This window comes from Bacillus sp. EB106-07-01-XG149, from assembly GCF_058791555.1.
The window spans coordinates 18,739-33,207 of sequence record NZ_JBYTDP010000001.1; the positions used below are offsets into that span (position 1 = coordinate 18,739).

15 protein-coding genes are annotated in these 14,469 nt (G+C 36.7%); 10 read left to right on the top strand and 5 right to left on the bottom strand.

The window, feature by feature from the left end; genetic code table 11:
- The first annotated feature begins 85 nt into the window (after positions 1–85).
- The 5 genes from AC3WTA_RS00075 to AC3WTA_RS00095 all read left to right on the top strand — a co-directional run bounded on the left by AC3WTA_RS00075 (position 86) and on the right by AC3WTA_RS00095 (position 4,278).
- Positions 86–1,129, top strand: a complete 1,044-nt coding sequence (locus tag AC3WTA_RS00075; protein ID WP_000454586.1) for an ArsR/SmtB family transcription factor — start codon at positions 86–88, stop codon at positions 1,127–1,129.
- Positions 1,130–1,180: 51 nt separating this feature from the next.
- Positions 1,181–2,401, top strand: a complete 1,221-nt coding sequence (locus AC3WTA_RS00080; RefSeq protein ID WP_000769361.1) for an MFS transporter — start codon at positions 1,181–1,183, stop codon at positions 2,399–2,401.
- 96 nt (positions 2,402–2,497) lie between these two features.
- A complete protein-coding gene (gene hmoA / locus AC3WTA_RS00085) occupies positions 2,498–2,824 on the top strand; it encodes a heme-degrading monooxygenase HmoA (RefSeq protein WP_000469504.1) in 327 nt (108 codons plus the stop codon).
- 148 nt (positions 2,825–2,972) lie between these two features.
- Positions 2,973–3,677: a nucleotidyltransferase domain-containing protein gene (locus AC3WTA_RS00090; protein WP_000894819.1), complete on the top strand. Its 705-nt coding sequence runs from the start codon at positions 2,973–2,975 to the stop codon at positions 3,675–3,677.
- 205 nt (positions 3,678–3,882) lie between these two features.
- Positions 3,883–4,278 carry a VOC family protein gene (locus tag AC3WTA_RS00095; protein WP_000773092.1) on the top strand — a complete coding sequence of 132 codons (396 nt, stop codon included), beginning with the start codon at positions 3,883–3,885 and terminating at the stop codon, positions 4,276–4,278.
- A 154-nt stretch (positions 4,279–4,432) separates the two neighbouring features.
- Here the strand turns inward: AC3WTA_RS00095 and AC3WTA_RS00100 are convergent, their stop codons facing one another.
- On the bottom strand, positions 4,433–5,035 hold the full coding sequence (locus AC3WTA_RS00100) for a chorismate mutase family protein (protein WP_000827655.1): 603 nt from the start codon (positions 5,033–5,035) through the stop codon (positions 4,433–4,435).
- Between the two features lie 282 nt (positions 5,036–5,317).
- Here AC3WTA_RS00100 and AC3WTA_RS00105 point away from each other — a divergent pair, with 282 nt between their 5' ends.
- Entirely contained in the window at positions 5,318–5,821 is a 504-nt protein-coding gene (locus AC3WTA_RS00105) for a GNAT family N-acetyltransferase (protein WP_000127643.1), read from the top strand.
- A 137-nt stretch (positions 5,822–5,958) separates the two neighbouring features.
- On the opposite strand, the gene lsrF is transcribed toward AC3WTA_RS00105, so the two are convergent.
- The 4 genes from lsrF to AC3WTA_RS00125 form a co-directional block, all read right to left on the bottom strand.
- A complete protein-coding gene (gene lsrF, locus AC3WTA_RS00110) occupies positions 5,959–6,741 on the bottom strand; it encodes a 3-hydroxy-5-phosphonooxypentane-2,4-dione thiolase (RefSeq protein WP_000219778.1) in 783 nt (260 codons plus the stop codon).
- A 6-nt stretch (positions 6,742–6,747) separates the two neighbouring features.
- Positions 6,748–7,110, bottom strand: a complete 363-nt coding sequence (locus AC3WTA_RS00115; protein ID WP_000909986.1) for a cupin domain-containing protein — start codon at positions 7,108–7,110, stop codon at positions 6,748–6,750.
- A gap of 177 nt (positions 7,111–7,287) precedes the next feature.
- Positions 7,288–8,850, bottom strand: coding sequence for an autoinducer-2 kinase (lsrK, locus tag AC3WTA_RS00120; protein ID WP_000018824.1), 1,563 nt, complete (start codon positions 8,848–8,850; stop codon positions 7,288–7,290).
- Positions 8,850–9,782 (bottom strand): sugar-binding transcriptional regulator, encoded by a 933-nt coding sequence (locus tag AC3WTA_RS00125; RefSeq protein ID WP_000192723.1) that lies wholly within the window; start codon positions 9,780–9,782, stop codon positions 8,850–8,852. The genes lsrK and AC3WTA_RS00125 overlap by 1 nt, the downstream gene beginning before the upstream one ends.
- Before the next feature lie 197 nt (positions 9,783–9,979).
- On the opposite strand from AC3WTA_RS00125, the gene AC3WTA_RS00130 reads away from it, so the two are divergent.
- Genes AC3WTA_RS00130 through lsrB form a run of 4 tightly spaced genes read left to right on the top strand, consistent with a single transcriptional unit; the run spans position 9,980 to position 14,437 of the window.
- The gene (locus AC3WTA_RS00130; RefSeq protein WP_000800273.1) at positions 9,980–11,461 is read left to right on the top strand and encodes a sugar ABC transporter ATP-binding protein; all 1,482 of its coding nucleotides are present in this window, start codon (positions 9,980–9,982) and stop codon (positions 11,459–11,461) included.
- Entirely contained in the window at positions 11,458–12,411 is a 954-nt protein-coding gene (locus tag AC3WTA_RS00135; protein WP_000827674.1) for an ABC transporter permease subunit, read from the top strand. The genes AC3WTA_RS00130 and AC3WTA_RS00135 overlap by 4 nt, the downstream gene beginning before the upstream one ends.
- Positions 12,408–13,397, top strand: a complete 990-nt coding sequence (locus tag AC3WTA_RS00140; RefSeq protein WP_000876511.1) for an ABC transporter permease — start codon at positions 12,408–12,410, stop codon at positions 13,395–13,397. Before AC3WTA_RS00135 ends, AC3WTA_RS00140 begins: the two co-directional genes overlap by 4 nt.
- Positions 13,394–14,437: an autoinducer 2 ABC transporter substrate-binding protein LsrB gene (gene lsrB / locus AC3WTA_RS00145; protein WP_000823626.1), complete on the top strand. Its 1,044-nt coding sequence runs from the start codon at positions 13,394–13,396 to the stop codon at positions 14,435–14,437. The genes AC3WTA_RS00140 and lsrB overlap by 4 nt, the downstream gene beginning before the upstream one ends.
- Positions 14,438–14,469: the final 32 nt, after the last annotated feature.

Here is a 14,469-nt window from a genome sequence, read left to right on the forward strand (position 1 = left end):
TTAAATTTTATTAATTCTAAAAATATAGAAGGTAAAATTCGATAAAAGTAGAATTTGATATATAGCAAACAAGGAGGGGATAAAAATGGAGGTTTATCACATAACGAGTAGAAAGAGGGAAACTTATTACGTTCAAGTAAAATATTCGATACTTTTCGAATGTGCACTAGGCATTGCGGCAATTACTCATAAAAGGTTAATCGATACTCTTGAAAAGAGTCAAAATGAATGGGAAGAGATTAAGGAATCATTAACAGAAGAAATGAGAGAGCACTTACATTTTGTAGAAGAACATAACACGTGGAAAGCGTTGCTTCAGTTATTGTATGAAGGAGAGTTTCAGGACTTATCACAGTTTCGTGCTAAAATCGATTCACTTTCAGAAGAAGACTTGAAGTATATATGTTTACCGTTTTTAGGTGAGAAATATGAAGAGAAAAGACATTTAGCAGCAAGTGGAGACGTAACGGCAATACATGAACTAATGGAATTGACACATGATCATCAATTTTTCTCCACGTATATTCGTTTTATATGTGATGTTCATGTACAAGAGCTGCAATCCCATTTAACCGCTGTTATGACAGGTTGGTATGAGAGTGTTATTCAGAAAGAGGAAGAGCAAATACTATCTATATTAAAACGAGATTATGAAGCGAAAAATGAAATGAATAAAAAGATGAAACCAGAAGAGTTTGTCGAGTGGGCGACTGGCGGCGTGAATTATATGCCAGAGCCAAGTGTTCATTACGTACTTCTTATCCCGCAAATGACATACAGACCGTGGAATATTGAGGCGGATATTGAAGATACGAAAGTATTTCATTACCCAGTCGCAAACGAAAGCATTCATCCTGAAGATCTGTATGAACCGAATTATTTTTTAGTTCAAAAACATAAAGCACTTGGGGATGAAGCGAGGTTACGCATTGTAAAAATGTTGTTTGAAAAAGAACGAACATTGCAGGAAATTACAGAGAGACTGCAACTCGGTAAGTCGACAGTACACCACCATTTGAAATTGTTACGTGCAGCGAAGTTAGTAGATATACATGAGGGGAAATATGTATTGAGAAAGAAAGCAGTACAGTCGTTAGCGAAAGAATTAGATGCGTTTTTAAATAGATAATATGCAACTAGAATGCACATAGAGGGAGGAATCTAGTAGAAAAGTTGGTGTATGAAATTGAAAAATGTATTGAAAAACCATTCGTTCTTTTATATGTGGATTGGTAGCGCGATTTCAGAGTTAGGCGGGGCTTTCGGAACGTTATGTAATTCGATTCTTGTTTACGAATTAACAGGATCAAAAACAGCATTAAGTAGTATGTGGCTACTATACTTTATCCCATCTCTTATACTACAACTAATAAGTGGCCCATTTATTGATAAATGGAGCCGGAAGTGGATTATGATTTTTTCGCAATGGATGCGGGCTTCGGTTTTCTTACTGCCGTTAGTCATGTTACTTACTAACAGTATAGAAGTATGGCATGTGTATGTCGTACAAATAATAATCGGGCTTATTACGCCGCTGTATACACCTGCAAGTCAAGCAATTACACCGAGCATTGTAAGTAAAGAACAGCTTCAAGACGCAAATGCGTATATTGATGGGATGGCTCGTCTTATGATGTTTCTTGGGCCCGTATTAGCCGGAGTAGTCATTCATTTGATTGGAACAGAACTTACATTATCTTTCGTATGTATTTGTCTATTTGTTAGTGGTGCGTTATTACTTAATATAAAAGAAAAGAGAACAAAACAACCTATTCGGAAAACGTGGCTAGAACAGTTTCTTCACGGTTTTACATATTTTTTCACAAAACCAGTTATCGTTTGGCTCGGTGTCTTTCTTACTTTCGTGCAATTTGGGGTGGGGGTAACGTTGGTTACAAATCTACCTTATATAAAAGATGAGCTTTCAGCAGGGTATGCGGAGTTTGGTTGTTTTATGGCTGGTTTCCCGTTTGGCTATGTAATTGGATCTATACTAGTCGGAAAAGTAACGTATAAAAGCCGGCGTATACTTATGCTTGGTGGATTGTTTATAGGAGGACTTACATACATTTCTCTAGGGTTCAATCATAGTATAGTAATTGCGGTGTTCATTGAAGTAGTTGCAGGCATTTGCATTGCCTTTTTCAATGTTCATAACACAACCATATGCCAACAAACAGTACCAAACAATATGATAGGGCAAGTATTTTCAGTGCGGTTATTTTTCATACGATCCGCTATGCCGTTAGGTGTGTTATTAGGAGGCATACTGAGTGAAATGTGGGGAGTGAGAGCACTATACTTTATCATCGGTGCGATTATATGTACCACTTCTTTAATAGGAATATTACTTCCGTATTTCAAATTTTTAGATGAGGCGATAGAAAAGAAATCAGCATAATTCAAAAAATTAAAACTTTACAATTGAAAATAATTATCATAATCAATTATAATAGAAGAATACTAGTATTCGTATTACAAAGAGGGAGTGGGATATATGTTTATCGAAACGAAAACATTTACAGTAAAAGAAGGTACATCAAATATAGTTGTAGAACGTTTTACTGGAGAAGGTATAATTGAAAAATTTGAAGGCTTTATCGACTTGAGTGTTCTTGTGAAAAAAGTAAGACGAGGAGACGAAGAAGTAGTCGTTATGATTCGCTGGGAATCTGAAGAAGCATGGAAAAACTGGGAAACAAGTGAAGAACATTTAGCAGGACATAGAGCGAGCCGTGGCAAACCAAAACCAGATCATATCATTAACGTTGATCACGCAGTTTATTATGTAAAATCATCGAAAACGGCTTATCAGCAGTCTTAAAATATAATTAAAGGTAGAGGATATTTGTTTATTAATAAACAAATATCCTCTTTTTTTGATTTATAGTAAAATATGGATGTGATATATGTTTTATTGTTTCGTTATAAATGGAGGTAAATGAAGTGAAGAAAATGTTTGGAGGTTATAAATGTTAGAAACACAAACATCTATTAAACATGAACAACATAAAAAATTAGTGCAAACAATAGTAGCTGAAATCTTATCAATAGATAAGGTAACTGGATGTATGCTTATCGGATCTGTCGCAAGAGGTGATGCATATCCTGATTCGGATTTAGACTTATATATTCTTTTAGAAGACGGACAAAAAAAGAAGTTTCATTCTGAAACGAGAGAGGAAATTTTAGTTGAATATAAGTATGCAGATGTTAATCAAATACAAGTAAACTTTAAAAACAATCCGATGGAACTATACTCATTTTTAGAAGGGGAAATTTTATTTGATAAAAGCGGTGAGTTAAAAAAGTTAAAGGAAATAGCTACATATGAATTTGAAAACTATCGTGTTTCTAGCGACAAAGTGAAAGGTATTTCTCATTGGTTGCATAGTTCGCTCATTAAAATTCAGTCTGCTTTGAAAGCACATGATGAGCTAAAGGCTTCATACATAGTTCATACGTCAACTTGGACATTGATAGAAGGGATATGGGCTATTAATAACAAACCTACACCGCCAGCTGGATCTGTTTTAAGGTATATTCAAGTGTTGCCTAATAAACCAATCCATTTGGAGGCATTACTTCATAAATTATTTTTAGGTGATACGACAGAGCGTATCTCTTCAGCAATCTTCTTGATTGAGTGGGTTTTACACAATTTGAAAAGTAAATAATGTGGCTATTATATATAGGTACATTAATATTTCACGTCGAATCGTTCATGTAATTGCATTCATATTAAAAAACGTTCTAGGCTATAGAAAAAAGTATTAGACTATAAAACATAGTCTTAAACGGAACACTTGAGTATCATGTCTTACATATTTAGGTGTTATCAATATGAGTCTATATACCTTCTGTTTAATAGGAGATGAGTGAATGAAGTTAAATCATTTGAATCTATGTGTTGATAATTTATCAGAAGCGAGACATTTCTTTGAAACATTTTTTGATTTTCAATTTTTAGAGCAAAAGGGAAAGGCACTAGTAGTGATGAGTGACGAGAGTGGATTTATACTTGTGCTAAGCGATCCAAAAGCATTTAAGGGAAATAAGGAAGTTATGTATCCTGAAGCTTTTCATATTGGTTTTTTAGTGGATAGTTCAAATGAAGTTGATCAAGCATATAATCGATTAGTAGCTGGCGGCATTGAAATAGAAAAGGCACCGTATTCTATGAGAGGGAGTAGTTATGGTTTTTATTTTTCAATGTTTAATGGATTGTTAATTGAAGTGTCCTGCCTTGACTATAAAGATGGTAAGAAAGTTCAATAGCAATCAACAAGAGTAATTGTTTGAAGGTGTAAATATAGCCCCTTATCCAGTTTGGAAAGGGGTTTGATTATTGTATATGTTTTTTTAAGGGACATAAAAAATAAAAAACAAGTGAATTTTAGTCAAGTATATGAATTGTGAGATAACTTCTTTATTAATCTATCTTAATTTCAAATTCAAACACAGCTTGATCCTTCCGAAACGGCATATTGAGTTCTTTAAATCGTAAGCTTATTCCAGACAAATTATCAGGAAGGGCAGGAGATATAACGAAATGATGACTAAAATGTCCATCAGTGCCACCGCCACCTTCTGACCAGCAGTCATATGTATCATCTATTGATAATTGGAAGAAACTATGAGGCTTATTTTCATTAAAAATTTCATCAGTGGAATCCCAATCGCTATATAAATAAACTACACTAGCATTTGCGTATTGCCGAATAAAAGTTACGGTATACATAATACCTTTATGTTCATACGTTTTAAAAACAGGTATATGTTTTTTGAATGTAGTTGGTTCGACACGAGGTTTAAATTCACCTTCGTCCATTATGGAAGAGAATAGTGAATTTAGATAGTCTGGATAAAATCCGTATTGCTTTGCCCATTTATAAATCGCTTCGTCATGTGGAAAACCTGGGTCATCACCTGAAAGTTCTTTCCGTTCTTTTAATAGTTCACAAATTTTTTCATCGATAGTATACAATCGTTCATCGTAATAATCAGTAGGGCGTTCAAAAGTCATCCGTTTCATAATCATTCCTCCTTTTCTTTATTTTAACAAAAAAGAAAGGGCGAAACATTTTTTAATATAAATATTAATTGTAAATTTAAAATCATTCATAAATCAAATATTATAGATTTAAAATGAAGTTTGATAACAAGGTAGGTCTATTTAGCAGCGGAATTGCTTATGTATAAAATAACAATTTTGTATGCTGATGCAAGAAAATTTAGAGAATGAAGCAGGTTTTCCATATGGTAAAGTACGAAACTATTATAAGTAGTGCAGTGATATGAATAGGAGGTTACGGCTATGACAGCTGTTTTTAAAGATATGGCGTTCCAGCTGAAAACAGAACGACTCGATCTGAATATGTGGGAGGAATCCGATGCAGTCTGGCTTAGAAAATTAATTGGTGAACGTGGTGTGGACATGCCAACTGTTGATTCTGTTCGTAACGCTCTTATTGAGATGCGCAAGAAAGCAACTGAAAATGGAATTTCTCTTCTTACTATTCGTAGGCGAGAAGAAGGGGATTTCATCGGATACTGTGGCTTAATTATCGGTCGTTCCACGCTTGAAGAGCCGGAAATTGCATACGAATTGTTCCAAAGTGCTCATCGCAAGGGTTATGCGACAGAGGCAGCATCAGCAGTGCTAGAGGCTGCGATTGCTACGGGTCGCCATAGACTTTGGTCAACTGTAGGCGCTTGGAATACGGCGTCTTTCCGGGTATTAGAAAAGATAGGGTTTCATCGGCATCACAGTACGTGGGGGGAGCGCGGTGAGATTGTTTGGAATGTACGAGATCTGTAGAAATCTGACCAAATTCGGAACAAAAAATGTAAAAGAAAGCCTCTATGTTAGGTTACTTAGTAATCTAACATAGAGGCTTTTTCTTATAGTAAGTATTGATTTTGTATATATTTAAGTGTAATAGTCTGTCGTTTATTTTAATTTTTTACATCTTCGTATAATTGGAGTGCCTCTTTTACATTTAATCCATTCTTCACGATACCATGAATCGCTTGAATCATCGCAGCAGGATGTTCAGATTGCCATATGTTCCGGCCCATATCTACGCCAATTGCGCCTTCTTGCAGTGCATTGTACGTAATGTTTAATGCGTCTTCAATTGAATCTAGTTTTGGTCCGCCAGCGATGACGACTGGGGCAGGACAAGTGCTTGTAATTTTTTCGAATCCTTCGCAGTAATACGTTTTAATAATGTCAGCTCCCATTTCAACACAAACGCGGGAAGCGAGAGCTAGAAAGCGAGCTTCACGTTTTTGTAATTCTTTCGCAACAGCGGTAATGCCGAGTACTGGCAGACCGTAATCGTGAGCTTCTGAAACTACATTTGCGAGATTTGAAACTGTTTGTGTTTCATAGTCGGATCCGACGAAAACTGAAACGCCGACGCCAATTGCATTTTGTTTTACTGCTTCTTTTACAGGTGTAACAATTGTTTCATTCGCTAAATCTTTACCGACGACAGTAGCTCCGCCTGAAACACGCATAACCATCGGTGTGCTGCAGTTTTCAGGAATACAAGAGCTAAGTACACCACGTGTCAAAAAGAGGGAATCCGTATAAGGAAGTAAGTTTTTAACGGTCTCAAGTGGTTGTTCTAGGCCGTGAATTGGTCCTAAAAAGTAGCCGTGATCTATCGCTAACATAACCGCTCTGCCATCAGGTAAAATTGTATTTAATCGATTTTTAAATCCCCAAGTCATGTGAAATCACTCCTTCGTTAATGTTGGATTTTCCGTTTGTACTGTATCTTTATTTGGTAAATGTGGTGACTTAATAAAAACTGCTTTAAAAGGTTTGTCAGAATGGTTAATAAGATAGTGAGATTCATGAGGGCGAACTTGCAATACATCGCCTTGTTTAATCGGAACCCTTTCGTTATTCACATAGAAATCAATTTCACCTTCTAATGCATAAAAGACTTCTTCGCACGTCGTATGATAGTGATTTTGAAACTCCTGCCCAGGCTGAATGACAACAAGACCAAGATCAATATTCGGACCTTGTATTAAATATTTCGGCCCGTTATCACCGAAGCGATAGGAGAAATCATTTTCATTCGCTTTTAACATACATTTCACTCCTTTATCCCGCATTAACGGGCAGTAAAACTCCCATCTCAAAATTTAGCTGGAGCAAAGAAGATAGGGGGAGATCAACTGCCCGTAAAAGCCCGATTGGTTCAACTAATAATCAGTGGGGGAGGAACAAAATCCCCCACTGATTAAAGTTTTACTTTATGTAATCTGTTACAGTGCACCAGGCGCAATCCACATATGTGAGGTGAGCCCTTTATCAGCTAAAGCGAGCTGACTGTCATATACAGTTTTCCATGTTTCATAGAATTCTTTATATAGTTCGTGATTTTCAGTAATTGGTTCGAATGTGTGCTCCCACTGTACAAACTGTTCGGCAGTTTCTGCCATAGATGAATATATGCCAGCACCAACTCCGGCAGCAATAGCAGTTCCTAAAGCAGCTGCTTCTTTCACAACTGGTACTTTTACAGGGATACCGAGTACGTCTGATAGAATTTGTGGCCATAGTTTTCCTTTAGCGGCACCGCCAGCAAACACGACTTCAGAAGGGAATGTTCCTGTGAGATTTTCTATTAATTTTAAGTTACCAAGTGTAACGAAGGCAGCATTTTCTTCAATAGCACGGAACAGTTCTTTTTTTCCGCATTTGTCAGCATCTAAACTTAAATTTAAAAAAGAAGGTGCGGCATGACGCCAAGAAATGTAGTTCATTACGTTTGAAAAAGTAGGGATAATACCATGTGAGCCGACAGGTACGTCTTTCGCTTGTTCTTCTAATAATGCATAAGCATCTACACCGAGCTTGTCAGCAAGTTTCTTTTCCTCTTGGCAAAAAGCGTCTCGAAACCAGCGCATAACAAGCCCTGGAAAAAAGGCAATCGTTTCATATTGCCACAGGTTAGGTACGACGTGACAATTTACGCGAATTGCAGCATATGGATCTGTTAGCGGTTCTGTAACATTCACTTCTTGTTGCCAAAAACTACCTCCGCATATTAACGTTTGATTAGGTTTCACGACTCCTGTTCCAAGTGAGGCCATTTGTGCATCTCCGCCCCCGGCAACGACAGGAATTCCTTCACGTAATCCAGTGAATGCTGCACACTCTTTTGTAACATTGCCGATAACGGTACCAGCTTCATTTACTTTTGGTGAAAATGTCAAAGTTAGACCGCAATCTATAGCGATATCGTTATCCCATACTCTATTTTGTAAGTCAAAAATACCGGACGTACATCCGTTTGAGGGATCGATTTGCAGCACGCCGCTTAATTTATATAAAATCCAATCGTTTAACATCGTAAAAGAGTGAATAGCATTATAGACGTCTGGTTCATGTTTTTTAATCCAAAGTAGGCGGGGTAAAGCACCTAATGAAAAAGTTTGGCCTGATCTAGTATATAAATCTTCTTCAAGATGCGACCGAATTTCTTTTAGCTCACTAACTTCGGCAGATGCGCGCCCATCAACATTTGCACAAGCCCAAATTTCTTGCCCATCTTTATCATATAAAACAAAACCTTCTCGCATACTAGTAGCGCTAATAGCTTGAATAGAAGAGGGAGAGACATTACTTCTTTGTAAAACTTCTTTCGTGCATTGTTGTACAAGTTGCCAGTTTTCTTTTACATCAAAATTCATAGAGCCTGGATAGCGAGGATCCGTTTTATGAACCCATTCTTTTTGACTGACCGCAATTTGATTACCTAGTAAATCAAAAAGAACAGCTCGAATGCTTCCTGTACCAGCATCAAAAGCTAATAAATGAGACATTAACAATCACCATCCTTTCGTAATAAGGAGAGGGCCGTTTCCTCATCGGTAATTAATGTATGAATGAACTTTCCTTTTAAGGCACCATATATTGCATCTATCTTTTCTATACCTCCAGCAACACCAACGACATGCTTCATTTTGCGAAGGATAGAGAGTGGCGTACCAATTAGGCGGTTGTGATGCGGAAGATGTAATAAATCACCATTCGTATTATAAAACTGTCCTAAAATATCACCAGCGCCGTGTTGGCTACGAATATATGTCATTTCACGTAGCGTTAATTTTTCTTCTTTTACAATAGTTGCGTCTTGGGATAGCCCGCCAATACCAACAACTGCTGTATGAGCAAGTGAAGCGACATGAAGCATATCTTTTACACTCGGTTCTGATAGAATACTTTGTGCCATTTCGGTTGTAGATGCTAAAAACGGCGTAGGGATAATGTGAAAATCGCCTTGCATGTAGTGAAAATAGTTTTGTTTTCTCGGGAGATAGTGATTTACTCCGCCTGTTAGCGTTACGATTGAAAGATTAATAGAACTTTCAAAATGAATGTTTTCTAGCATTTTGCTAATCGTTTCGCCCCATCCAATGCCGAGTAAATCGCCTTGCTGGAGCTGAGTCTCTAAATATTGTGCAGCAGCTTTTCCGAGTGAGGCGGCATAATTGTCTATTGGAGTAGGGATAATGAAAGCATCTTTTAAGTGGAAATTTTTCATTAGGTCACGTTCAATGCTCAAACAGTGCAAACCAGTACCTTTTACGTGAAATGTAACGATACCTTCACTGCGCGCCTTATCTAATAACCGGACGACTTTATTTCTTGAAATATGAAGAAGTGAAGCGATCTCCTGTTGTGTTAATTGATCTTTATAATAGTACCAAGCTACTTTAGTTAATAAATTCTCTTCAAAGTTTAGCTGTGTCATACTCTTCATCCCTTTCAACAATTGACCACTGCTTAAACATATGTGCTACATATTTTGTTTATTCCAGTTGAAACGATTATTAGTCTGGTGAAAAAAGTGTTCTAGATATGAAAAAAGGAATATACAATGCTACAAAACAAGTAGAACAAATAATCATTTTCTCAAAAAATGTTCTGGATAAAGGCAGGTGACATCATGTGAAGAACGTACCTTTATTACATGTAAAGAAAATGAGTAAGGCGTTTTTAAATCAACTTGTGCTAAAAGAAGTGGACTTACAAGTAGAGCGTGGTGATATATACGCTTTAGTTGGGGGAAATGGCGCTGGAAAATCAACATTAATGAAAATATTAACGGGGTTATATTCGTATGATTGTGGAGAAATGTATGTAAAAGGAATGAGGAAACAGTTTGCAAATCCGAAAGAAGCCCACCGAGAAGGGATTTACTTAATACCACAAGAACCACTCATTTTTCCGCATATGACCATTGAAGAAAATATATGTATCGGACTAAAAGGAAAGAAAAAGGAATTAAAAGTAAAAATCAAGCAATTGATTGACAGTTTAGGATGGGGGATTGACCTTAAAGAACTGGGAGGATCACTATCCATTGCGCAGCAACAATTAGTAGAAATCGTTAGAGGGTTAATAAGAGAAGCCGAGATTCTTATTTTAGATGAGCCAACATCGACATTAACAACTCACGAAATGAAGAGTCTTTTTGTGCTGATGAAAAGTTTGCAAGAAAAAGGAATTGGGATGATATATATTACGCATCGCTTTCCAGAAATTTTTGAAATTGCAAATAAAGTGGCGATATTACGAGATGGAATGATTGTAAGCAAAGGGGATGTATGTGACTTTACATATGACATGTTGATGGAGGGATTATTGCCAAAAGGGTATAAACAAGAAGAGAAAAGAGAAATAGTGCGAGAGTCAAAAGAAACGAAAAAAATATTAGAAGCAACTGATGTAACGAGTCACGCATTCGAAAACATTTCATTCACTGTACATACTGGTGAGATTGTAGGTATTGCTGGCATTGTTGGATCAGGCAGAACTGAATTAGCAGAAGCGATATTTGGATTGAAACCTATAAAATCAGGTTCTATTTTATTAGAAGGAAAATCAATTGATTCATACTCTTTGCATAAAAGACTAAGCGAAGGACTAGTTTATGTGCCAGAGGATAGAGTAAGAAATGGTATTTTTTCAATTGCATCGGTTAAAGAAAATATGACTGCAGCAAGTTTACATCAAAATAGTCGTTTTTTCATTAACCAAGAAAAAGAAAGCGCTTTAGTGAAGTCGTATATAGAACAGTTTCGAATTGTTGCACGAAGCATGGATGAAGTACTAGCATCTTTATCAGGAGGTAATCAGCAAAAAGTCGTGCTTGCAAAATATCTTGCGTGTAATCCGAAAATTATTATTCTTGATGAACCGACTCGCGGAATTGATGCGAAAGCAAGGCTTGAAGTATATGAAACGATAGAAAAAATGAAAAGGGAAGGACTCGCAATATTATTAATCTCTTCAGATATTGAAGAAATTGTTCAATTAGTAAACCGTGTATATGTAATGCGAAATGGACAATTTGTTTCTCATCTGGAGAAAGAACAAATACATGTAGAAGAAGTTACACGTCTAGCATACGGAGGTGTAACGGAATGAAACGTATGTATAAAATGCACGAAACCTCTATCATACTGTTATTACTAATTTACATTGCCATTGTCGGAATGATAAATCCAAGTTTCGTTCAGCTTAACTCGTTATCTTTAATGATGAAATCAAGCGTTATTTTAGTCGTGCTAGCAATTGGCCAATCGTTCGTCTTATTTACGAAAAATATAGACGTATCAGTTGGTTCAATTATGGGATTAAGCGCAGCGGTTTGCGGGATGTTGTTATCGGATGGATATAATGCATTCTTGTCTATTACAGCTGCTATTTTACTTGGCGCTATTATCGGGTTCGCAAACGGGATTGGCGTTGCAAAGTTTCGGGTACCAGCTATTATCATGACATTAGGTATGTTAGGGGTCATTAGAGGTGCGATGTTAATTTTCACAGGCGGAAAGTGGATTGAAGATATACCAAACGATTTTAAGCAACTGTCATCTATCGTCATACTTGGTTTGCCGATAATTGTATGGCTTGTTCTTATTATTTTACTACTACTATACTTCTTTTTAAGGAAAGTGCCATTCGGAAGATACTTTTATGCGGTAGGTGATAATGAAGATGGCGCGAGACTCATTGGTATACCTGTTAATAAAGTAAAGATATATGCGTTTATTATATCGGGTATAAGCGCTGCGCTCGCTGGTTGCATATTTGTTTTGAATATCGGGTTCGTTCCAAATCAAACAGGAACCGGGATAGAACTACAGGTTATCGCAGCTGCGGTACTAGGGGGAATTCATTTAAAAGGGGGAACGGGTTCTATAGTTGGAGCTGCATTAGGAGCAGTATTTTTAGAGGCGATTAGTAGTTCACTTGTCTTTTTAAAAATACCTGCGTTTTGGAATAATGCTATTTCAGGGTTTTTATTATTAGTAATCGTTATGTTAGATAGTGTTATGAAAAAGTGGAAGGCGGAAAGGAGGATGAATCTATGAAGTATTTGTACAGATGGGAAGGCGTTCTAATTGTATTACTTCTTATAGAATTCATTCTCTTTAGTTTTATAAGTAGTGATTTCTTAAATATTAGTAATCTCCTTTTTAGTACAAATGATTTTCTATTTATAGCAATCGCGGCGATACCAATGACTTTCGTTATTGTAACAGGAGGAATAGACGTTTCTGTAGGATCTATTATGGGGTTAACTTCGATTATAATTGGTGTACTTTGGATGAATGGAATACCTATTTTGCTAGCGGTCATATTAGCTCTTATAATCAGCTGTTTAGCAGGAGCTTTAAACGGAATCATTATAAAAATGACAGACGTAGAGCCACTTGTCGTTACACTCGGAACGATGTTTTTATACGGCGGAATTGCACTCGTCATTTCAGGAGGGGCAGGTGCTTCTGGATATGAAGGGATAAGTGGTTTACCTGACGCATTTGTACAACTTGCAAACGGTAGTTTTATAGGAATACCGAATTTATTATGGATTCTGATCGTATTAACAGTTTTATGTACTATATTATTTCACCGTACTATATATGGGCGCCACGTAAAATTAACAGGTTCGAACGAAAATACAGCAAAATACACTGGGATCAAAACGAAAAAAGTAGTCATTATCGCTTACATACTTTCCGGGTTAGGAGGTGGATTAGGGGGCGCTTTCTTAACTGCATATTTCGGTTCCGCACGTGCTGATATGGGAAGTGAAACGATTTTACCAATCATTACTGCAGTCGTATTAGGCGGGACACTTATTACAGGGGGAAAAGGAAGCATTATCGGTACTGTACTGGCGAGTATTTTTATAGGGCTAATGCAGTATGGCTTGCAAATGACGGGTTTAACAAATGAACAATCTAACGTAGTTATTGGTATTATTCTTATTCTTTCAGTTATTATGAGACATTTCAAATTACATCAATTTACAATGGGGAAAAGAAAGAACTTGCATAAGGGGGAAATGTCATGAAGAGAAAACTGGGGATTCTATTAATAGTATGCATTTGTATAATCGGTTTAATTGCTTGCTCTAGTCAAACGGCAGATAAGAAGAAGGCAGATGATGTGAAATTTGCATTCATTCCGAAATTAACTGGAGTTGGCTTTTTTACATCGGGCGGTGAAGGAGCAAAAGAGATGGGAGATAAACTAGGCGTACAAGTGAAATATGATGGACCGTCTGAAGCAAGCGTATCAGGCCAAGTGAAATATATAAACAATTTTATTAACCAAAACTATGATGCACTTATGGTCTCTTCTACTTCAGTAGATGGACTATCACAATCATTGCAACGTGCTAAGAAAAAAGGGATGACGGTGTTAACGTGGGACTCTGATGTGAATCCGAAAGACCGTTCATTTTATATAAGCCAAGGTACACCAGACCAACTTGCTAACTTATTAATTGAAATGACTTCAAAGCAAATTGGAGATAAAGGAAAAGTAGCCTTCTTTTATTCTAGCCCAACAGTAACGGATCAAAATCAGTGGGTAACGAAAGCGAAAGAAATTATTAAAAAGAAATATCCGAACTGGGAAATTGTAACGACGCAGTACGGTGAAAATAATGCGCAAAAATCTTTATCCGTAGGGGAGAATATATTAAAAACATATCCGGATATTAATGCAGTCATATGTCCAGATGCAACGGCACTACCAGCGATGGCACAAGCAGCTGAAAACTTAAAAATGGATAAAAAGGTAGTCGTAACAGGGTTTTCGACACCTAACGTTATGCGTGATTACGTAAAACAAGGAACAGTAGCGCAATTTGGATTATGGGATGTAAAACAACAAGGTGCACTCGCAACTTATGTAGCAAATGAAATCGTTGTAAAAGGGAAGAAGTTAAAAGTAGGGGATAGCTTTGAAGTAAAAGGAATTGGAAAAGTGAAAGTAGAGCCAAATTCTATCCAAGGTTATGATTATGAAGCAGAAGGAAATGGAATTATCGTATTACCAGAGCGGGTTGTATTTACGAAAGAGAATATTGATAAATATAATTTTTAGGAACAAAAAAACGTCCGAATATATCGGACGTT